This window comes from Streptomyces sp. NPDC001970, from assembly GCF_053594115.1.
The window spans coordinates 18,011-35,763 of the sequence record NZ_JBSFDW010000014.1 but is presented as its reverse complement, the minus strand read 5'-3'; the positions used below and the strand labels follow the sequence as shown (position 1 = coordinate 35,763).

The following is a 17,753-nucleotide window of genomic DNA, read 5'->3' as shown; positions in this document are numbered from 1 at the left end:
CGTCCGGCCCCGGTGACGCGCCCAGGGCGCCACGGTCCTCGGGGACGAACCACCCACCGACCCGCGGCGCGGCACGCGCCCGGGGTCAGGTCCCCAGGTGCCCCGTGTCGTTCCAGCGCTCCAGCGCCGGGGCCCCGTACGCCCACCCGAGAGCGGACAGGCTGGTCGGATCCAGCTTGATCCGCGCGGCGAAGGACACGTCCTCCCCGATCCAACGCGCGCCCAGCACCCGCAGGATGTGCCCGTGCGCGAACAGCAGCACGTCCCGGTCGGCCGAGCGCGCCCACTCGATGATCCCGTCCGCGCGGGCGGAGAGCTGCTCCAGGGTCTCGCCGTCGCGCACGCCGTCGCGCCAGATCATCCAGCCGGGCTCGATCGCCTGGATCTCGTCCTGCGTCAGACCCTCGTACGCCCCGTAGTCCCACTCCATCAGCGTGTCCCAGGGCTGCGCGCGGTCGGCGAACCCGGCGAGTTCGCAGGTCTCGTACGCCCGGACGAGTGGACTGGTGCGGATCACGGCGTCCGGGAGCCCCGACCACGGGGCCTTGTGCAGCCGCTCCCCCAGCAGCTTCGCGCCCCGGCGCCCCTCGTCCAGGAGCGGAATGTCCGTCCGCCCCGTGTGCCTGCCGAGCAAGGACCATTCCGTCTGCCCGTGCCGGGCGAGAAATATGCGCGGTGCCATATCCCCATCATCGCCCAACTGAACTCGCGGTGACGTCCAGGCAACCTCCACCCGTCCCCTCGCGTCCTGTACGCCGTACGGCTGATCGCCGGCCTCTGGCCGCCCCGACGACACGATGGAGACGCGTCCGGATGCCGCAGACCGCGCACAGCAGCCGCCGACCGCGCCGGGCCCCGGACAGCGGGCCGGGCCGGCGGCCCGCGGGAGCGCCGGGCCCGCAGTCGCTTCGGCAGCCCGTCGGACAGCGGCCCCGGTGGTGGACCGAACTGCCGCTCATCGTCGTGGTGTACGCCGCGTACTCGGCCGGAAGGCTGCTCGCGCGCGGGGACACGGCGGACGCGGTCGGGCACGGTGTGGGGATCCTGCGCCTGGAGGAACGTTTCCACATCAACTTCGAGCACCCGCTCAACCGGCTCTTCACCGGCACCCCGGGCCTCGGCATACCCGCCGACTTCGCCTACGCCTCGCTCCACTACCTGGTCACGCCCGCCATCCTGGTCTGGATGTTCCGTCGGCGCCCCGCCGGCTACCAGGCGGCGCGGACCTGGCTGATGGCCTCCACCCTGCTCGGGCTCATCGGGTTCACGCTCCTGCCGACCTGCCCGCCACGACTGCTGGACGCGGGGCACGGGTTCGTCGACACGATGGCGCAGTTCAGCTCGTACGGCTGGTGGGGCGGGGAGGCGAGCGCGCCGCGCGGTCTCGGGGGGATGACCAACCAGTACGCGGCGATGCCGAGTCTGCACGTCGGCTGGGCGCTGTGGTGCGGGGTGATGATGTGGCTGCACGGCCGGGCCGTGCTCACGAAGATGCTGGCGGTCGCATATCCGACGCTGACCACGCTGGTGGTGATGGGCACGGCGAACCACTACTTCCTCGACGCGGTCGGGGGCGTCGCCGTGATGGGGGCCGGGCTGCTGCTCACGAGGCCGGCGATGCGGTTCGCGGACCGGATGAGGGCCAGGTTCGGACGGGGTGCCCGGGTCAACAGGTCCACGATTGTCGGTGGCGGATGCGAGACTTCCGCGGGTGAGCACATCCCTGGACAGCGGACCTCCTCCGCAGGCGCCGGTGACAGCACTCCGGCAGCGACTCGCTGAGCTGCGCGGCCCGTCCGCCGCGCCGCATCCGCTCGACGCCCGCGCGCTGGCGGCCCTCGCCGCGAACCCCGGGTGCAAGCGACGCGCGCTGCTGGACGGAGCCGGGGTGGACAAGGCGGCGCTCGCGCGGGCGCTGGGTTCGCCCGCGGCGTTCGGCCAGTCCCAGTTCGCGTTCATGCGGGGCAATGCGTTCGAGGCCCGCGTCAAGGCCGACGGCGGAGCGGAGCTGCTGAGGCTGCTCGGCGTCCCCGACCCCCAGGAGGCGCGGGTCCCCGACCTCGCGGCGGCCGGACCCGAGGGCCGTGCGGCCCGCACGGCACTGGCGCTGCGGGAGGCGACCGGGGCGGGGTTGTGGACGCTGCTCGACCACCCGATGCTGGCGCTGGAGGTGGCGGGTTCGCCGGTGTATCTGGAGCCGGACGCGGTGGTGGTGCATCCCGACGGCCGGTGGACGGTCGTCGAGATCAAGTCCTTCCCGATGGTCGACGGTTCGGCCGACGCGGCGAAGGTGGGCGCGGCGGCGCGCCAGGCCGCGGTGTACGTGCTGGCGTTGGAGCGGGTCGCGGCGCTGACCGAGGGCGCGGAGGTGCGGCACTCGGTGCTGCTGGTCTGCCCGAAGGACTTCTCCAACCTGCCGGCGGCGTCCGTGGTCGACGTACGCAAGCAGCTCGCGGTGACCCGTCGCCAGCTCACCCGCCTGACCCGTGTCGAGGACATCGCGGCCGCCCTGCCGGACGGGGTGAGCTTCGACGTGGAGGCCTGCTCGGCCGGCGAACTGACGGCCTCCGTCGAAGCGGTCCCCTCGGCCTACGCCCCCGAGTGCCTGGCCGCCTGCGAGCTGGCCTTCCACTGCCGCGAGCGGGCACGTACCGCGGGCGCGGTCGAGTCGCTGGGGCGTGCGGTGCGGGGCGAGCTGGGCGGCCTGACGGCGGTCGCCGAGATCCTCGCGGCGGCCCGCGGCGAGGCGGGCGACCCGGCCGACCCCGCGGTCGACGCCCTCCGCCGCGCCGCCGCGCTGCGGGCGGAGGCGCTGAGCACATCCGGCGCGGGCCGGGGGACGGCGTGACGGCGATGCCGCTCGCACCCGCCCGACGGTCCTGGGGCTCCTGCGGCGGCGGGCCCTCGGCAGCCGGGAGCCTGCTCGGTACCGTCCCGTCGGCCCGGGCGTCCGTCCTCGGACGCCGGACGGGCTCGTGCGGAGCCCCGCCGGCGATCGAGGCGCGGGGGCCGGGGCGGAGCCCCCACGCGGCGGAGCCGCACATCGACACAGCCCAAAAGGGGCGGGGTGGGGGAAGAAGCACCGGAGCCCGCGGGCGGGGAGCGGCCGGTACGGCGAGGAGGGGCGCATGTCGCTGATCTCCACCCTCGCGCGGCTGGAGGCCGTCGAGAGCGGCCGGGCGCAGCCGATCGCCACCGTGCGGCACAGGCACGTGGCCGAGCGGCCGCTCGTGTTCGTGCCGCTCACCACCGCCGGAGAGGCGGGCGCGCCGCTCGGGGCGCTCGTCGGGACGGACCGGGACGCACCCCGGCTGCTGACCGTCGCGCAGCCGCGCGACCGGGATCTGCGGTTCGCCTTTCTCGCGGAGCTGGCCGAGGCGGTGCTGCCGTATCTGGACGCGTATGCGGACGACGTCGAGGCCGCCGAGCGGAGCGAGACGGACCCCGAGACCGGCAAGAAGGCCAAGGTCGAGGTCGAACTGTGCGCGGACGCACCGCAGTTGATCGTGCCGAGCCGGGCCGGCGTCGAGTTCGTGCGGCTGCTGGGGCGGTCGATGCGGTTCCGGCGGACGGCCGAGCAGGATCCGGACACCCCGTATCCCGCGCCGCCGCGCGTGCCGCTGCTCGGACGCTGGCTGACGCACTACGGGGAGCGGGCGCGCGTACCGGGTTCGTCGTTGCTGTTGGCGATGACGGATCTGCTGGGGCGGCACTGGGCGACCGGGCAGTCGCATCTGGAGGACCAGCATCTGGGCGCACTGCTCGCCTGGACGGCTCCTCCCGACGGCGAGTCGGGCGTCGAGGCGGCCCTGCGGGCCGAGCTGGCGCGGGACGCCGGCGGTCAGCTGCTGTGCCCGCCGGCCGGTCCCGCCACGGACCCGGCCTTCGACAACAGGCTGCTGGCACCCGCGATGGAGCGCTACGACCGGGCCCGCCAGGCGCTCGCCGCCGCCGAGGACGGGGGCGCGGCGGACGAGCAGCTGGGCCGGCTGACGGCCGCCGAGCGGGAGATCCGCGGGCTGCTCGAGGGGATCATGCGGCCGACCTGGGACGCCGTGTGGCAGGGCCTGGATCTGCTGCGGGAGCTGCCGGTGGGCGCGCGGGTCGCCGACCGCTGGACCCGTGACCGCTGGTCGTTCACCGGCCACCGCGACCGGGTCCGCGCGGGCGAGCCGCCGCAGCCGCGCCGTGACGACGCGGTGACCGCGGCGCGGAAGCTCGCCGCGCGAGAGACGGCCCAGGCGCAGTTGGAGGCGCAGGAGGCGTTGGACGATCCGCTGGTGCTGGCGGGGCGGCGGCTCGCGGGCGAGGCGTTCGTCGGCGAGGTCACCGAGGTGGTGATGGCCTGGTCCGAGTCGAAGCGGCCGTCGCCGCGCCCGCTCCTGACCGTGCGCACGGACGACCGGCCCCATCTGGGCACGGGCGTGAAGGTGTACCGCTCGCTGGACGGCAAGCCGCAGTCCGCCGAGTTCGTACGGTCCGAGGAGGACGGCGCACTCGTGCTGCGGCTGCTGGACCGGATGGGCCGTTCCAAGGATCCGTCCGAGGGTTCCGTACCAGAGAAGGGCGAGCGGATCGCCTGGACGCTGTTCGAGCACGACCAGCGCGGCGGGCCGAAGCTCCCGGACCCGGAGGAGACGCCGTGGACGCACGGTGGTCCGCCCCGCACCGATGCCGCCGAGAGCCCCGACGCCGTGACCCCGGAGGACCTGCTGTGACGACCGGTTTCGATCCGGGCGCCGAGGCGGCGCGTGCCACCGCCGGCATCCTCGACGACACCCTCCACGGGGATGCCCGGGGCGTCGTCGTGGACTCCCCGCCCGGCGCCGGAAAGTCGACGCTCGTCGTGCGCGCGGCACTCGAACTGGCGGAGGCAGGGCGGCCGTTGATGGTCGTCGCGCAGACGAACGCGCAGGTGGACGATCTGGTGCTGCGCCTGGCCGAGAAGGAGCCGGAGCTCCCTGTCGGCCGGCTGCACAGCAACGATCCGGATCCCTACGACAAGGCGCTCGACCAGCTGGAGAACGTACGCAAGTCGGCGAAGGCCGGTGACCTCGCGGGCCTCGACGTCGTCATCTCGACGGCCGCGAAGTGGGCGCATGTGCAGGGCGTCGAGCCGTGGCGGCACGCGATCGTGGACGAGGCGTACCAGATGCGCTCCGACGCGCTGCTCGCGGTGGCCGGGCTGTTCGAGCGGGCGCTGTTCGTGGGGGATCCGGGGCAGCTCGACCCGTTCTCCGTGGTCGGGGCCGACCAGTGGGCCGGGCTGTCGTACGACCCGTCGGCGAGCGCGGTCTCCACGCTGCTGGCACACAATCCGGAGCTGCCGCAGCACCGGCTGCCGGTGTCGTGGCGGCTGCCCGCGTCGGCGGCGCCGCTGGTCTCGGGCGCGTTCTATCCGTACACGCCGTTCCGCAGCGGTACGGGCCACGGCGACCGGAGGCTCACCTTCGGGGTGGCGTCGGACGGGTCAGGACCCGACCGGGTGATCGACGAGGCGGCCGAGTCGGGCTGGGGCCTGCTGGAGCTGCCCGCCCGGCACACTCCACGGACCGACCCGGAGGCGGTGCGGGCCGTGGCGCTGGTGGTACGACGGCTCCTGGACCGCGGCGGGGCGTCGGTGTCGGAGCGATCGGAGCATCCGGTGCCGCTCACCTCGGACCGGATCGCCGTCGGGACGGCCCACCGCGACCAGGCCGCGGCGGTGCGGGCGGCGCTGACCGAGCTGGGGGTGAGCGGGGTGGCCGTGGACACGGCGAACCGGCTGCAGGGCCGCGAGTTCGACGTCACGGTCGTCCTCCACCCCCTGTCGGGCCGCCCCGACGCGACGGCGTTCCACCTGGAGACGGGCCGCCTGTGCGTCCTCGCCTCCCGGCACCGGCACGCGTGCATCGTGGTGTGCCGTGCGGGCGTGACGGACCTCCTGGACGAGCACCCGTCGACGGAGCCGGTGCAGCTCGGAGTGACGGTGAAGTTCCCGGACGGTTGGGAGGCGAACCACGCGGTTCTGTCCCACCTCGGCGAACACCGCGTGGCATGGACACGATGAGACCCGCCGCCCGAAGCCGGCGAAGGAGTGCGAGCGCGGCCGAGGAAACCGCCCGGCCGGGTACGAGGCGAATCACGCGGTTCTGTCCCCTCTCGGGGAACACCGAGCGGCATGGACGCCTTAGGTTCTTGGTGGGCCCGGCGGTTCTCGTGGGCCGCGCAGGCCCACGTAGGACCCCTTGTGCCGAGCGGGACAATAGGGGGTGGTCGGAATGTGCGAGGAGGAGACACGCATGGCGGAGTCGTCTGAGCGGAGCGAGCGGCGGATGCGGCCTGCGCCGCTGCTCTTCGAGCCCTCGGAGGCCGCCTCCGACCCGGAGCACTTCTTCGACCTCGAGTCGATCGAGGACCCCCGGGACCTGCTGTCGCGTGCGACGGAGCTGACGATGGCGTTCCAGGCCGCGGCGGACCGCGCCCTGGAGTACCAGGCGGTCGCGGCGGCACAGCTCGCCGACCCGCGCCGCTTCGACCGGCTGACCGCGGCGGACATCGCGCAGCGGGCGGAGTGGAGCGAGGACTACGCGAAGAAGATGGTCGAATTCGGCCGCGATCTCCTCCGCGCGACGGAGCCCGACGACCAGTAGGCAGGTGGCCGGCAGGCAGGCATGGGGCGCTGCGGCTCGCACACGGCAGGCCCGTGGGTCCGGCTCGCACACGACAGGCAAGATCTCGCATGGCATATGCCGCGAGGCAAGATACCCCTTCACGCCCCGCCCTGTCCCGATTTTCGGCAACCCACAGAAACCGGACGCTGACTCCCCGTAGATGTAGGCGCCATGAGTACTTGGCTGCGCGACGAGACCCCGCTGAGCCCCGCCAGTGACCACGACGAGCGGCGGCGTGACATCTTCGCGCTGCTGCGGGACGAGGGCCGGCACCAGACCGCGCACGTGACCGCGTCGGGGGCAGGGTGGCTCGCGTCGGCCAGTGCGTATCCGCGGTCCGCGCTGGCGCTGTGGGAGGCCGAGCCGACCGCGCCCGTGGTCGTGCCCTGCGGGACCGTGTTCGACGTCGTCAACGTGCCCGGGATCTTCGGACGCCGGATGCTCGAACGGCTGTGGTCGGACGGGCCCGGCTCCGGGCCCGTGGCCCTGCACCGCGGCCGGATGCTGCTGTTCGCCGCGCCCGGGACGGCCCAGCGGTTACCGTCCCTGCTGGACTGGGAGGAGTGGGGCGCATCCGTGCCGCCGCTGCTCTGTCACGGCACAGGCGACGCCGTCACGCTCCCGCCGCTGACGCCCTGCCCCGGCACCTCCGGCCCGGCCTCCCGCGCATCCGACCCGCGCTGGATCGTGGCTCCTGACACCCGCAACCCATGGCTTCCCGGACCCGAGATCCTGCTCTGGGCATGCGTACGGGCCGCCCGGGCGACCTCCGCAGCGACGGTCCGTATATCGATTTTTCCTCCCGCCGATCAGGGTGCTAAGGTCTACGACGTCAGCAGGCGCCGCTAGCTCAGTTGGTTAGAGCAGCTGACTCTTAATCAGCGGGTCCGGGGTTCGAGTCCCTGGCGGCGCACTTGCGATGTTTCATCGCTGACCTGGGCGTTCTCGGTTTCCGAGGGCGCCCTTCGGCGTTCCGCCACCGGTGCGGATGCATGGCGCGATCGGCCGGACACCCCGCGACAGCGATCCGGCGGGGTGCCGTGGCGGCGCCCATGGCGACGCCCCGCGCACGGACCCTCCGCCCGCCGACCGCCGGCCCTCCATCGCCTCGCGCTCACGCCACCGGCGTGATCTTGACCGTCCATGCTCCCGTACGCGTGCGCTCCGCGACCTCCACCCGCACCCGCTCCCCCGGCACCGTGAACGTCTCCCCCACCGTCAGCGGTGCGTCCGCCAGCGGCGGGTACACGGACTGCCCCCAGCACGCCTCCGTGTCCGGGTGCGCGTCGATCACCTCGACCGGTCCGCCGCCGGACTCGGCCTCGTTCCGTACGCGATAGATGAGCACGCCCTCGGTGCAGGTGTCCCGGTCGTTGCCGGCCGCGCCCCGCGCCTCGATCGCGAGCGCCGCGTTCTCACCCGTCCGTACGACCGCGAGGCGGGTACCGGCGGAGATGCCGGGCGACGGTTCCGCGCCGAGCGGTTCCAGGGTGAGCATCCGGTCCGAAAGCCTTCCGCCGGTGACGCACCGCACCTGCCGGTCGTCGAGCCAGCCCAGCTTCCACTTGTGCCAGCCGAAGAGCTCGGGCGCGAGCCCGAACTGGCTTCCCATCACATCCCAGTCCCCCACGTGCGTGTCCCAGTCGCCCTTGCCGTCCGATGGCCGGTGATAGAGGTCGGGCAGGTCGAAGACGTGCCCGGTCTCGTGCGCGAGCACATTGCGGTCGGGCGGGTGCCGTTCGAAGACCGTCACGACGCGCCGGATGTCCGTGCCGTCGGCGGACAGCGGCCGGTCGAAGTTGACGACCTTCGTCGCGTCGGAGTCGACGCCCGGCGCGTCCGGGTCGGCGACCAGATAGACGATGTCGTAGCGCGAGAAGTCGACCGCCGGATCGGCGACGGTGATCGCGTCCCGCAGATACGCGGCGCGGCGTCCGGCGTCCCAGTCACGCTTCATCCGGTACGCCGTCGAGGGCTGCGGCATCTGGATCCACTGCGGCAGGGGATGCGCTCGCAGGTTGAACTTCCCGTAGGAGGCACGCCGGAAGAAGTCGCTGGTCGCCGGGAAGTGGTCGGCGGCCAGTTCGTCCGGGCGGGTCAACGGGGTGGCGTCCGGAAAGGACAGGAAGACCATGGCCGCGTCGAGCGTGCGCTCGGGGCGCGGGAACGCCCCGTTCCAGCTGTCCAGTCCGAGCGAGTGATGGGCGGACGTACGCGGGAGGGCGCAGGGGCCGGCGGAGGTGTCGGCCACGGCGGGTCCCGCCACGAGCGAGGTGGCGGCGAGGGCCGCGAGGGACGTGAGAGCGGCGCCCATGGCACGCAGGTTGAGCCTTTCCACTCCCCCGGGTGTTCCGACGCGCGTCTGCTGACCCTCCACGTGGACCTCCGGCTGCGGAATACGGGACGCCTCACCCACCTTGTGATGATTTTCTGTGATTCGCACCTTTCGGCTGACCTGGTTGGGTGAGGCAGGGCGACACCCCGGCGGCTCACAGAAAGTCACAACCGATCACGACAGCGTCGTCTGAGGCCACAGCCGTGCAGAAACGATCGGTCTGGGCCTTCGCATGCGCTTGATCACGACAGAGAAGCTGGAACGGCCCCCCGGCCAGCCTCTATGATCGGCACACTTTCCCGGATTTCCGGCCTCGACCGGACCTGAACGACACGACGCACAGCGGGAGCGAGCGGTGAGCGGAAACACCGAAGGACCGAGTTCCGCGGCGGTCACGGCGCCCGGGAGCGCCCTGCCGCCGATTACGGAGCGTCATGCGTCCGGACGTGGCACACACACCGCGGGCGGCTCGACGGCCACGACCCCGGTCGCCGCCCCTCCGACCGCCTCCACGGGCTCCGCCGCGCCCACGACCTCCGCCGCGTCCGCTGCGCCCACCTCGCCGTCCGGCGCATCCGGCGCATCCGTCACATCCGGCGCGCCGAGCCTTGCGCCGCCGCCCGCCGAGCCCGCTCTCGACCCACCCGCCGCATCGGCTCCCGACGCGCGCCCCGCCCTGCCGGCCACCGCGGAACTCAGCGACTACCGCGCCGCCTTCAACACCGCCCAGCTCGCCATGGCCGTCGTCGACCACGACGGCCTCGTCGTCTCCGCGAACGACGCGCTCGCGACGCTCCTCGGCACGGAGCCCGCCACGCTCCACGAGCAGTCCGCCGCCGACCTCGTCGACCTGGCGTCCGACGGCCGCACCTGGCACGCGTACCGCGAGGTGCTGCGCGGCCGACGCTCCCGCTTCCGCTGTACGCGCCGGCTCAAGCACGCCGACGGACACGCCCTCTGGGCGGAGGTCACCGTCGCACCCGTGCCGGACAGCCGCCGCGTTCTCCTGTCCATTGCGGACATCAGCGACCGGCGTGAACTCCAGGCGCGGTTGCGCCATCTCCAGATGCACGACCCGGTGACCCGGCTGCCCAACCGCACGCTGTTCTTCGAACGGCTCAGCGCCGCCCTGGAGACGTCGTCGTACGAACACGGCGGCACGGGCCGGATCGGGCTCTGCTACCTCGACCTCGACGGCTTCAAGGCCGTCAACGACACACTCGGCCACCGCGTCGGCGACCGGCTCCTGACGGCCGTGGCGGCAAGGCTCACCGAGTGCGCGGACAGCGACGGTTACACGCGCAACGGCGGGCACCTGGTGGCCCGGCTCGGCGGTGACGAGTTCGCGATCCTGGTCGAGGACTCCACGGGCACGGAACAACTCGCCGATCTGGCACGGTCCGTACTCGTCGCGCTCCAGCAGCCGTTCGACCTGGCCGGGCAGCGGCTGTCGGTCTCGGCGTCGATCGGTGTCGTGGAGCGGGCCGCGGACGGGACGACGGCGACCGGCCTGATGCAGGACGCGGACACGACGCTGTACTGGGCGAAGGCGGACGGAAAGGCCCGCTGGACCCTCTTCGACCCCGAGCGCAACGCCCACCGGATGACCCGACAGGCACTGTCGTCGACGCTCCGGCCGGCCGTCGAGCGCGGGGAGTTCGCGCTCGAGTACCAGCCGCTGGTCGGGATGGCGGACGGAGCGGTGCGGGGGGTCGAGGCGCTGGTGCGGTGGAACCACCCGCAGTTCGGCACGCTGGCGCCGAATCGGTTCATCGGAATTGCCGAAGAAGACGGCTCGATCGTCCAGCTCGGCCGCTGGGTGCTGCGGACGGCCTGCCGCCAGGCCCGCCAGTGGCAGACGGACCACCCGGGAGCGGCACCGATCTTCGTCAGCGTCAACGTCGCCGTACGCCAGGTCTGGGACTCCGACCTCGTCGCGGACGTCGCCGGCATCCTCGCCGAGACGGGGCTCGCGCCCCATCTCCTCCAGCTGGAACTCACCGAATCGGCGGTGATGGGCTCGGCGGGCCGCCCGCTCCAGGCCCTCCAGGCACTCAGCGACATGGGCGTGCGCATCGCCATCGACGACTTCGGCACCGGCTACTCCAACTTGGCGTACCTGAGCCGGCTTCCGGTATCCGTACTGAAACTCGACGGATCGTTTGTCCGCGGCTTCCGCTACGACGACGGCGCGCACCCGAACCCTGCCGACGAGACGATCGTCGAGGCGATGGTCCAACTCGCCCACCGCCTGGGCCTGACGGTCACCGCGGAGTGCGTCGAGACGGCGGGGCAGGCGGAGCGTCTGAGACGCATCGGCTGCGACACGGGGCAGGGCTGGCTGTACTCGCGGGCGGTGGCGCCTGAACGTATCGACGGGATGATCGGCGGGGTCAGCCCCCTGGCGGTGTGACCCACCCGGTCCCGGACGCCTCGCCCGGTCCTGGACGCCTCGCCCGGTCCTGGACGCCTCGCCCGGCCCTGGGCACCTCGCCCAGTCCTGGACGCCTCGCCCCCTGCGGGCGTGGAGGGATGAGCTCCCTCGAAGCCCGTCCGGCGACTGAGGACGGACACGCGGGCCGCCGCACGGTACCGGGCACGCTCCGGGGGTTCGGGGGCGGAGCCATCGATTCGGGAAGGGGCGGGTAGGGGAAGGGCCCCGCGCAGCGGCACCCGGCACCCGGCACCCGCCATCCCGACGCCGGCCCCGGCCCCTGCCCCGACGTGGACGTGGACGTGGAACTGCCCCCGGCCGGGCGAGACGTCCCGGGCGGGGGCAGTGGTCAGGGGGTGAGGCGGGTCAGCAGGCGCCGAGGTCCTGCCAGACACCCCATTCGCCCGTAGTGCTGGTTCTTCGCCCTGGGTCCACCACTTGGCCCGCCACTTGTGGCCGTTGTGGGAGACCTGGTTGTCGGCGGTGTGGACGGCAGCCCGGTCCCACGCCGCGACGGGGCAGCCGGACGGCGGGTCCGTCGGAGTCGGGGTGGGCGTCGGAGTGGGCGTGGGCGTCGGGGTCGGGGTCGGCTCGACCGGCGAAGCGCCGACCGCCGTGACGATCTCGTTGAACAGCGTCGTGTCGGCGTCCAGGCCCAGCAGCGAGTACATCATCGCGCCCGCGAGACCCCGGCTCACATCAAGGACTAGACCCATCCGGAAGAGAAAGCCCTCGTCGGAGGGTCCCGGGCATATGCCGAACCGCTCGCCACCATCGGTGACGAGCGGTTTGAGGCTGCCTTGAGGGAGCCGTGGCGGGTGCTTCACGCGTGGACGATTCCGCCCGCGAAACCCAGGATTTACCCGACCGGCCCCGGCCGGTCCGCCCGCTCCGGCCCGTCCGGCAGTCCGTACGCGTCCGCGATCAGCTCGTACGAACGCAGGCGCGCCTCGCCGCCGTGCGCATTGGCCGTGATCATCAACTCGTCGGCGCCCGTGCGCTTCTGGAGGTCGTCAAGGCCGGTGCGGACCTCGTCCGGCGTGCCGTGGACGATGTTCACGAGCCAGCTGTCCACGAACTCCCGTTCCATGGCACTGAATTCGTACGCCTCGGCCTCCTCGGGCGTCGGGACCAGACCCGGCCGCCCGGTGCGCAGCCGAACCATGGAGAGGGCGCCGGTCAGGACCTGGCGACGGGCCTCGCGGGGGTCGTCGGCGGCGAGGGCGGAGACGCCGATCAGGGCGTAGGGGGCGTCCAGGACCTCGGACGGGCGGAAGGTGTCGCGGTAGAGGTCGAGCGCCGGAACCGTGTTCTGCGCCGAGAAGTGGTGGGCGAAGGCGAAGGGCAGACCGAGCATTCCGGCGAGCCGGGCGCTGAAGCCGGAGGAGCCGAGGAGCCAGACCGGCGGGCGGGCCGGGGACTGGACGCCGCCCGCCGCCGTGGCCTGGACCGGCCCGGGTACCGCGTGGATACGGGCGTACGGGTGGCCGTCGGGGAAGTCGTCGTCCAGGAAGCGGGTCAGCTCGGCGAGCTGCTGCGGGAAGTCGTCGGCACCCGAGTGGATGGGGGTACCTCCCGTGCCCGAAGGGCTACGGGGGAGCTCGGTGCGCCGCAGCGCGGCCGCGGTCGCGCCGTCCGTGCCGGGCGCCCGGCCGAGACCCAGGTCGACACGGCCCGGGGCGAGGGCCTCCAGGGTGCCGAACTGCTCGGCGATCACCAGGGGCGCGTGGTTGGGCAGCATCACGCCGCCGGAGCCGAGCCGGATGCGTTCGGTGTGGGCGGCCAGATGCGCCAGGATCACGGCGGGGGACGAGGAGGCGACGCCCGGCATGGAGTGGTGCTCGGCGACCCAGTGGCGGTGGTAGCCGCGGCGCTCGGCGAGCCGGGCGATGTCCACGCTGGTGCGCAGGGCCTCGGTGGCGGTGCTGCCGCTGCCGACCGTGACCAGGTCCAGTACCGACAGGGGGACGGGGGCGGTTCCGGCCGCCGAGCCACGGATGTCGTCGCCTGCGTCCACTGCGTCCACGGAGGGGCCTCCTGCATTGTCTTGCGTCGTCACAGACCTAACAGGAGGCTCTCTCCGCTTTATTCCCGGCGCCGTTCCTCCTGGTCGGGCCTCCACTCGGACCGGTCCCAGTCGGGGCGGGCGAACAGCGTGCCCAGCTCGTCCGCCCACGCCCTGCGGTCGGCCAGCCGCAGCCCCTCCCACACCGTCACCTGGTTCGCCGTGAGCACCGGCTTGCCCAGCTCCGCCTCCAGCTCCTCCAGATACGCCACGGTGTGCAGGGCGGTGTCCGGCATGAGCACCGCCTCCGCCCTCGGGTCGTCCCCCGCGCGGGCCAGGCCGACGACCTGCTCGCGCCCCCAGGTGCCGACCTCGGCGGCGGTCACGATCCCGCTCGCCCGCGCCGCGGTCACCTCGAGCCCGGCCGCCCGCAGAAACTCCGCGAAGGACGCGGTGATGTCCTCCGGGTACGTCGCCGCGACCGCGACCCGTGTGGCGCCCAGCGCCCGCACCGCGTGTACGAAGGCGAACGACGTGCTCGACGCCGGCAGCCCCGCCGCCTGCGCCAGCTCCCGGATCTGTTTCTGGGCACCCGCCCACCCCCGGATGAAACCGCCGCTCGTGCAGGCCCACACCAGCGACTCCGCCCCGGCGAGCCGCAGCTCCTCTACGCCGGCCGCCAGCCGCTCCGGCGCCCCCATCTCGATCAGCGCGTCCGTCCGGTGCGCGTCCTCGCCGATGTCGGTGTGGAAGAGCGGCAGCCGGACGTCGCTGTCGAGCAGGACCGCGATGCGCGGGTAGTCGTCCTCGGCGGAGTACCCCGGGTAGAGGAGTCCGACGGTCGTCATGTCCATCCTTCCTGTTCCTCGGGCAGTCCCTGGGCCCTGTCGCCCTCGCCGGACGACGGGGCCGGCGTGTCCATCAGCAGCGCCTGGTACGGGCCGACCGCGTACACCCCGATCCGCCGCAGCGCGGCCCACATCGTGACCTGGTTCGCGGAGATCACCGGCATGCGCAGTTCCGCCTCCAGCTGGGGTATCGCGTCGTACGTCGGCAGATTGGTGCAGCTGATGAAGAGCGCGTCCGCCGCGCCCACCACGGCCTGGCGCGCCATGTCCACCACGGACCGGTACGGCACCTTCCAGATGTGCCGGGTCAGCCCCAGGAAGGCGCGACCCGTGACCGCTACCCCAGCTTCGCCCAGGTACTCCTCCAGGGCCTGGGTCACCGACTCCGTATAGGGCGTGACCAGGGCGATACGGCCCGCCCCCAGCTCCTCGACGGCCTCGAGCAGGGCGCCGGACGTGGTGAGCGAGGCCACGTCACCCGCCTGGGTCATGGCCTCGCACATGGCACGCTCGCCCGCCAGTCCGCCGACGAAACTGCCGCTGGTACACGCGTACGCCACGACCTCCGGTTCGGAAGCGGACAGGGCCCGCACCGCCTCGCCGAGCGTCTCGTGCTCGCTGACCAGCCGGGCCAGATCGAGGGAGACCTCGACCGGCACGTACGGCGTACGCGTCAGCCGCAGCGAGACGCCGTCGGGCACCCAGCGCCACAGCTCACGGTCCAGCGCGAAGTCGAAGGGGGCGACCACGCCGATTCCCCGCTGCGGGGCCGGTCCGCCCAGCCAGGAAACTTCGAGGGACACATTCACGGCAGGCCCCCTTACGTCTTGTTGACGACGGTAGGTTCGGGTGCGAGCGTGGGTCAATCCGTACATGTCAGACGTTCAGAAACGGTTTCTCCGCGATGCCGGTCCCGATTCTTCTCGTACTGGAGGCAGACCCTCCGCCACGCCTCGGAGCGCTCGCCGGACAGGTCGACATCAGATACGCCGACGGCCGCCGCCTCGCCGCCGAACTTCCGCACGCCGACGCGTTGCTGGTGTGGGACTTCACCTCCGACGCGGTGCGCCGGGCCTGGCCGGGTCCGGGCCCGCGGCCCCGTTGGGTGCACACCCCCAGTGCGGGCGTCGACCGGTTGCTGTGCCCCGAGCTCGTCGCGTCGGACACGGTGCTGACCAATGCGCGCGGGATCTTCGAGGACCCCATCGCCGAGTACGTGGCCGGCCTGGTGCTCGCCATGGCGAAGGACCTCCCCGGCACCCTGGAGCTCCAGCGGCAGCGGCGCTGGCGGCACCGCGAGGGCCTGCCGGTCGCGGAGAGCCGGGCGGTCGTCGTCGGCGCCGGCCCCATCGGCCTGGCCGTCGCACGCACCCTGCGGGCGCTCGGGGTGACCGTCGCCGTCACCGGGCGCACGGCCCGTCCCGGTGTGCACGGGGCCGAGGACGTCGACAGGCTGCTCGCCCGCGCCGACTGGGTCGTCTGCGCGGCGCCGCTCACGCCCGCGACGCGCGGCATGTTCGACGCGCGGCGCTTCGCGCTCATGCAGCCGTCGGCCCGCTTCATCAATGTGGGGCGGGGCGCGCTGGTGGTGGAGGACGAGCTGGTCGCGGCGCTCGCGGGGCGGCGGATCGCGGGCGCGGCCCTCGATGTGTTCGAGCACGAGCCGCTGGGGCCCGAGAGCCCGCTCTGGGACGTTCCGGGACTGATCGTGTCGCCGCACATGAGCGGCGACACGGTCGGCTGGCGGGACCGGCTCGGCGCGCAGTTCGTCGAACTGTTCGCCCTGTGGGCGGCCGGAAAGCCGCTGGCGAACGTGGTCGACAAGAAACGTGGGTACGTCCCCACTCATGACTCCTGAGCCGATCGACACGAGCGACCTGACCGCCCTGACCGCCCGTCAACTCATCGCCGGCTACGAGCGGGGAGACTTCTCTCCCGTGGACGCCACCCGCGCCGTCCTGGAGCGCATCGAAGCGGTGGAGCCGGCGGTGAACGCGTTCGTCCGGGTCGATGCCGAGCAGGCCCTGGCCCAGGCCGATGCGGCCACGGCGCGCCGCCGCCGCGCGGAGCCGCTCGGCCCGCTCGACGGCGTACCCGTGACGGTCAAGGACCTTCTGCTGCAGGCGGGTGCCCCGACCCTGCGCGGATCGCGGACCGTGCGTCCCGCCACGGCCGTCCGGGACGAGGACGCCCCGGCCGTGGCGCGGCTGCGTGAGCAGGGAGCGGTGTTCGTCGGCAAGACCACGACGCCCGAGTTCGGCTGGAAAGGTGTCACGGACTCCCCGCTCGCCGGGGTCACCCGCAATCCGTACGACGTGACGCGGACGTCGGGCGGGTCCAGCGGCGGCAGCGCGGTGGCCGTCGCGCTGGGCGCGGCCCCGCTGTCGATCGGGACGGACGGCGGCGGCTCGGTCCGCATCCCGGCCTCCTTCTGCGGGATCTTCGGGCTGAAGCCGACGTACGGCCGGATCCCGCTCTACCCGGCGAGCCCCTTCGGCACGCTGTCCCACGCGGGGCCGATGACGCGGGACGCGGCCGACGCGGCGCTGCTGCTCGACGTGATCGCCGGGCCCGACTGGCGGGACTGGTCGCAGCTGCCGCCCACCGCCGCGACGAGCCAGGGGCTCGCCGTGGGCGCCGCGGGTGTGAAGGGGCTGCGGATCGCGTACTCGCCGTCCCTCGGCGGACAGGTCGCCGTCCGGCCCGCGGTCGCCGCGGCCGTCCGCGGGGCGGTCGCGCGGCTCGCGGAGCTGGGCGCGTACATCGAGGAGACGGACCCGGACATCACGGACCCGGTGGACGCCTTCCACACGCTGTGGTTCAGCGGAGCCGCCCGGCTGGTGCAGCACCTCGGCGCGGAGCAGCGGGAGTTGCTCGACCCGGGGCTGCGGGAGATCTGTGCGGCGGGGGCGCGGGCGTCCGCGCTGGACTATCTCGCGGCCGTGGACGCGCGGATGGAGCTGGGGCGGCGGATGGGGCGCTTCCACACGTCGTACGACCTGCTCGTCACGCCGACGCTGCCGATCACGGCCTTCGAGGCGGGCGTCGAGGTCCCGCGCGGCTCCGGGCACCGTCGGTGGACGGGGTGGACCCCCTTCACGTACCCCTTCAACCTCACGCAGCAGCCGGCGGCGACGGTGCCGTGCGGGGTGGACGCGGACGGTCTCCCGATCGGCGTCCAGCTGGTCGCGGCGCGCCACGCGGACGCCCTGGTGCTGCGCGCCGCCCATGCGCTGTACGAATCGGGGGCGGCGGCGATCCCGGCGCCGGCCTTGTAGGGCGTGGGGGGCGGGTGGCGTCTGCGGCAGGCCCACGCGGCCGAGCCGCACATCGGCACATCCCGCCCGCCCCGCCCCGCCCCTTCCCGAACCGGGGGCAAGCCCCCGGCCCCGGACGGCCTTCGGCCGTGTCCTCGATCCCCACGCCCGCTGGTTCTCAGCCCGTCCGGCGTTCGAGGACGGACGCGCGGGCCCGTGAC

14 protein-coding genes, 1 tRNA gene and 1 pseudogene are annotated in these 17,753 nt (G+C 73.3%); 10 read left to right on the top strand and 6 right to left on the bottom strand.

Going from position 1 to position 17,753, the window contains the following annotated elements; genetic code table 11:
• Positions 1–85: 85 nt before the first annotated feature.
• Positions 86–682 (bottom strand): histidine phosphatase family protein, encoded by a 597-nt coding sequence (locus ACWCP0_RS18695; RefSeq protein ID WP_451079890.1) that lies wholly within the window; start codon positions 680–682, stop codon positions 86–88.
• A 131-nt stretch (positions 683–813) separates the two neighbouring features.
• On the opposite strand from ACWCP0_RS18695, the gene ACWCP0_RS18690 reads away from it, so the two are divergent.
• The 7 genes from ACWCP0_RS18690 to ACWCP0_RS18660 all read left to right on the top strand — a co-directional run bounded on the left by ACWCP0_RS18690 (position 814) and on the right by ACWCP0_RS18660 (position 7,566).
• The gene (locus ACWCP0_RS18690; protein WP_451079889.1) at positions 814–1,782 is read left to right on the top strand and encodes a phosphatase PAP2 family protein; all 969 of its coding nucleotides are present in this window, start codon (positions 814–816) and stop codon (positions 1,780–1,782) included.
• Entirely contained in the window at positions 1,712–2,848 is a 1,137-nt protein-coding gene (locus ACWCP0_RS18685) for a hypothetical protein (RefSeq protein ID WP_451079888.1), read from the top strand. Before ACWCP0_RS18690 ends, ACWCP0_RS18685 begins: the two co-directional genes overlap by 71 nt.
• 280 nt (positions 2,849–3,128) lie before the next feature.
• Positions 3,129–4,718: a hypothetical protein gene (locus ACWCP0_RS18680; protein ID WP_451079887.1), complete on the top strand. Its 1,590-nt coding sequence runs from the start codon at positions 3,129–3,131 to the stop codon at positions 4,716–4,718.
• Positions 4,715–6,049 (top strand): AAA domain-containing protein, encoded by a 1,335-nt coding sequence (locus ACWCP0_RS18675; protein ID WP_451079886.1) that lies wholly within the window; start codon positions 4,715–4,717, stop codon positions 6,047–6,049. Before ACWCP0_RS18680 ends, ACWCP0_RS18675 begins: the two co-directional genes overlap by 4 nt.
• Before the next feature lie 232 nt (positions 6,050–6,281).
• Positions 6,282–6,632 (top strand): hypothetical protein, encoded by a 351-nt coding sequence (locus tag ACWCP0_RS18670; protein WP_451079885.1) that lies wholly within the window; start codon positions 6,282–6,284, stop codon positions 6,630–6,632.
• Between the two features lie 192 nt (positions 6,633–6,824).
• On the top strand, positions 6,825–7,502 hold the full coding sequence (locus tag ACWCP0_RS18665; protein WP_451079884.1) for a bifunctional DNA primase/polymerase: 678 nt from the start codon (positions 6,825–6,827) through the stop codon (positions 7,500–7,502).
• Positions 7,493–7,566: transfer RNA gene (locus ACWCP0_RS18660), tRNA-Lys, on the top strand. The genes ACWCP0_RS18665 and ACWCP0_RS18660 overlap by 10 nt, the downstream gene beginning before the upstream one ends.
• 201 nt (positions 7,567–7,767) lie before the next feature.
• Here ACWCP0_RS18660 and ACWCP0_RS18655 read toward each other — a convergent pair.
• Positions 7,768–8,967 (bottom strand): M6 family metalloprotease domain-containing protein, encoded by a 1,200-nt coding sequence (locus ACWCP0_RS18655; protein WP_451079883.1) that lies wholly within the window; start codon positions 8,965–8,967, stop codon positions 7,768–7,770.
• A 697-nt stretch (positions 8,968–9,664) separates the two neighbouring features.
• On the opposite strand from ACWCP0_RS18655, the gene ACWCP0_RS18650 reads away from it, so the two are divergent.
• On the top strand, positions 9,665–11,401 hold the full coding sequence (locus tag ACWCP0_RS18650; RefSeq protein ID WP_451079997.1) for a putative bifunctional diguanylate cyclase/phosphodiesterase: 1,737 nt from the start codon (positions 9,665–9,667) through the stop codon (positions 11,399–11,401).
• Between the two features lie 387 nt (positions 11,402–11,788).
• Here ACWCP0_RS18650 and ACWCP0_RS18645 read toward each other — a convergent pair.
• The 4 genes and pseudogenes from ACWCP0_RS18645 to ACWCP0_RS18630 all read right to left on the bottom strand — a co-directional run.
• Positions 11,789–12,114, bottom strand: a pseudogene (locus ACWCP0_RS18645) (carbohydrate-binding protein); the annotation flags it as partial.
• A 167-nt stretch (positions 12,115–12,281) separates the two neighbouring features.
• Complete coding sequence (locus ACWCP0_RS18640) at positions 12,282–13,448, bottom strand: LLM class flavin-dependent oxidoreductase (RefSeq protein ID WP_451079882.1); 1,167 nt, start codon at positions 13,446–13,448, stop codon at positions 12,282–12,284.
• Between the two features lie 59 nt (positions 13,449–13,507).
• Positions 13,508–14,275, bottom strand: a complete 768-nt coding sequence (locus ACWCP0_RS18635; RefSeq protein ID WP_451079881.1) for a maleate cis-trans isomerase family protein — start codon at positions 14,273–14,275, stop codon at positions 13,508–13,510.
• Positions 14,272–15,078, bottom strand: a complete 807-nt coding sequence (locus ACWCP0_RS18630) for a maleate cis-trans isomerase family protein (RefSeq protein ID WP_451079996.1) — start codon at positions 15,076–15,078, stop codon at positions 14,272–14,274. The genes ACWCP0_RS18635 and ACWCP0_RS18630 overlap by 4 nt, the downstream gene beginning before the upstream one ends.
• Before the next feature lie 101 nt (positions 15,079–15,179).
• Here ACWCP0_RS18630 and ACWCP0_RS18625 point away from each other — a divergent pair, with 101 nt between their 5' ends.
• Positions 15,180–16,133, top strand: a complete 954-nt coding sequence (locus ACWCP0_RS18625) for a D-2-hydroxyacid dehydrogenase (protein WP_451079880.1) — start codon at positions 15,180–15,182, stop codon at positions 16,131–16,133.
• The gene (locus ACWCP0_RS18620) at positions 16,123–17,553 is read left to right on the top strand and encodes an amidase (protein WP_451079879.1); all 1,431 of its coding nucleotides are present in this window, start codon (positions 16,123–16,125) and stop codon (positions 17,551–17,553) included. Before ACWCP0_RS18625 ends, ACWCP0_RS18620 begins: the two co-directional genes overlap by 11 nt.
• The last annotated feature ends 200 nt before the right edge of the window (positions 17,554–17,753 follow it).

Excerpts from the sequence above, each read along its gene's own strand:
- ACWCP0_RS18695 (WP_451079890.1), bottom strand. The coding sequence starts at position 682 with ATGGCACCGCGCATATTTCTCGCCCGGCACGGGCAGACGGAATGGTCC.
- ACWCP0_RS18690 (WP_451079889.1), top strand. The coding sequence starts at position 814 with ATGCCGCAGACCGCGCACAGCAGCCGCCGACCGCGCCGGGCCCCGGAC.
- ACWCP0_RS18680 (WP_451079887.1), top strand. The coding sequence starts at position 3,129 with ATGTCGCTGATCTCCACCCTCGCGCGGCTGGAGGCCGTCGAGAGCGGC.
- ACWCP0_RS18670 (WP_451079885.1), top strand. The coding sequence starts at position 6,282 with ATGGCGGAGTCGTCTGAGCGGAGCGAGCGGCGGATGCGGCCTGCGCCG.
- ACWCP0_RS18665 (WP_451079884.1), top strand. The coding sequence starts at position 6,825 with ATGAGTACTTGGCTGCGCGACGAGACCCCGCTGAGCCCCGCCAGTGAC.
- ACWCP0_RS18655 (WP_451079883.1), bottom strand. The coding sequence starts at position 8,967 with ATGGGCGCCGCTCTCACGTCCCTCGCGGCCCTCGCCGCCACCTCGCTC.
- ACWCP0_RS18635 (WP_451079881.1), bottom strand. The coding sequence starts at position 14,275 with ATGACGACCGTCGGACTCCTCTACCCGGGGTACTCCGCCGAGGACGAC.
- ACWCP0_RS18625 (WP_451079880.1), top strand. The coding sequence starts at position 15,180 with ATGCCGGTCCCGATTCTTCTCGTACTGGAGGCAGACCCTCCGCCACGC.
- ACWCP0_RS18620 (WP_451079879.1), top strand. The coding sequence starts at position 16,123 with ATGACTCCTGAGCCGATCGACACGAGCGACCTGACCGCCCTGACCGCC.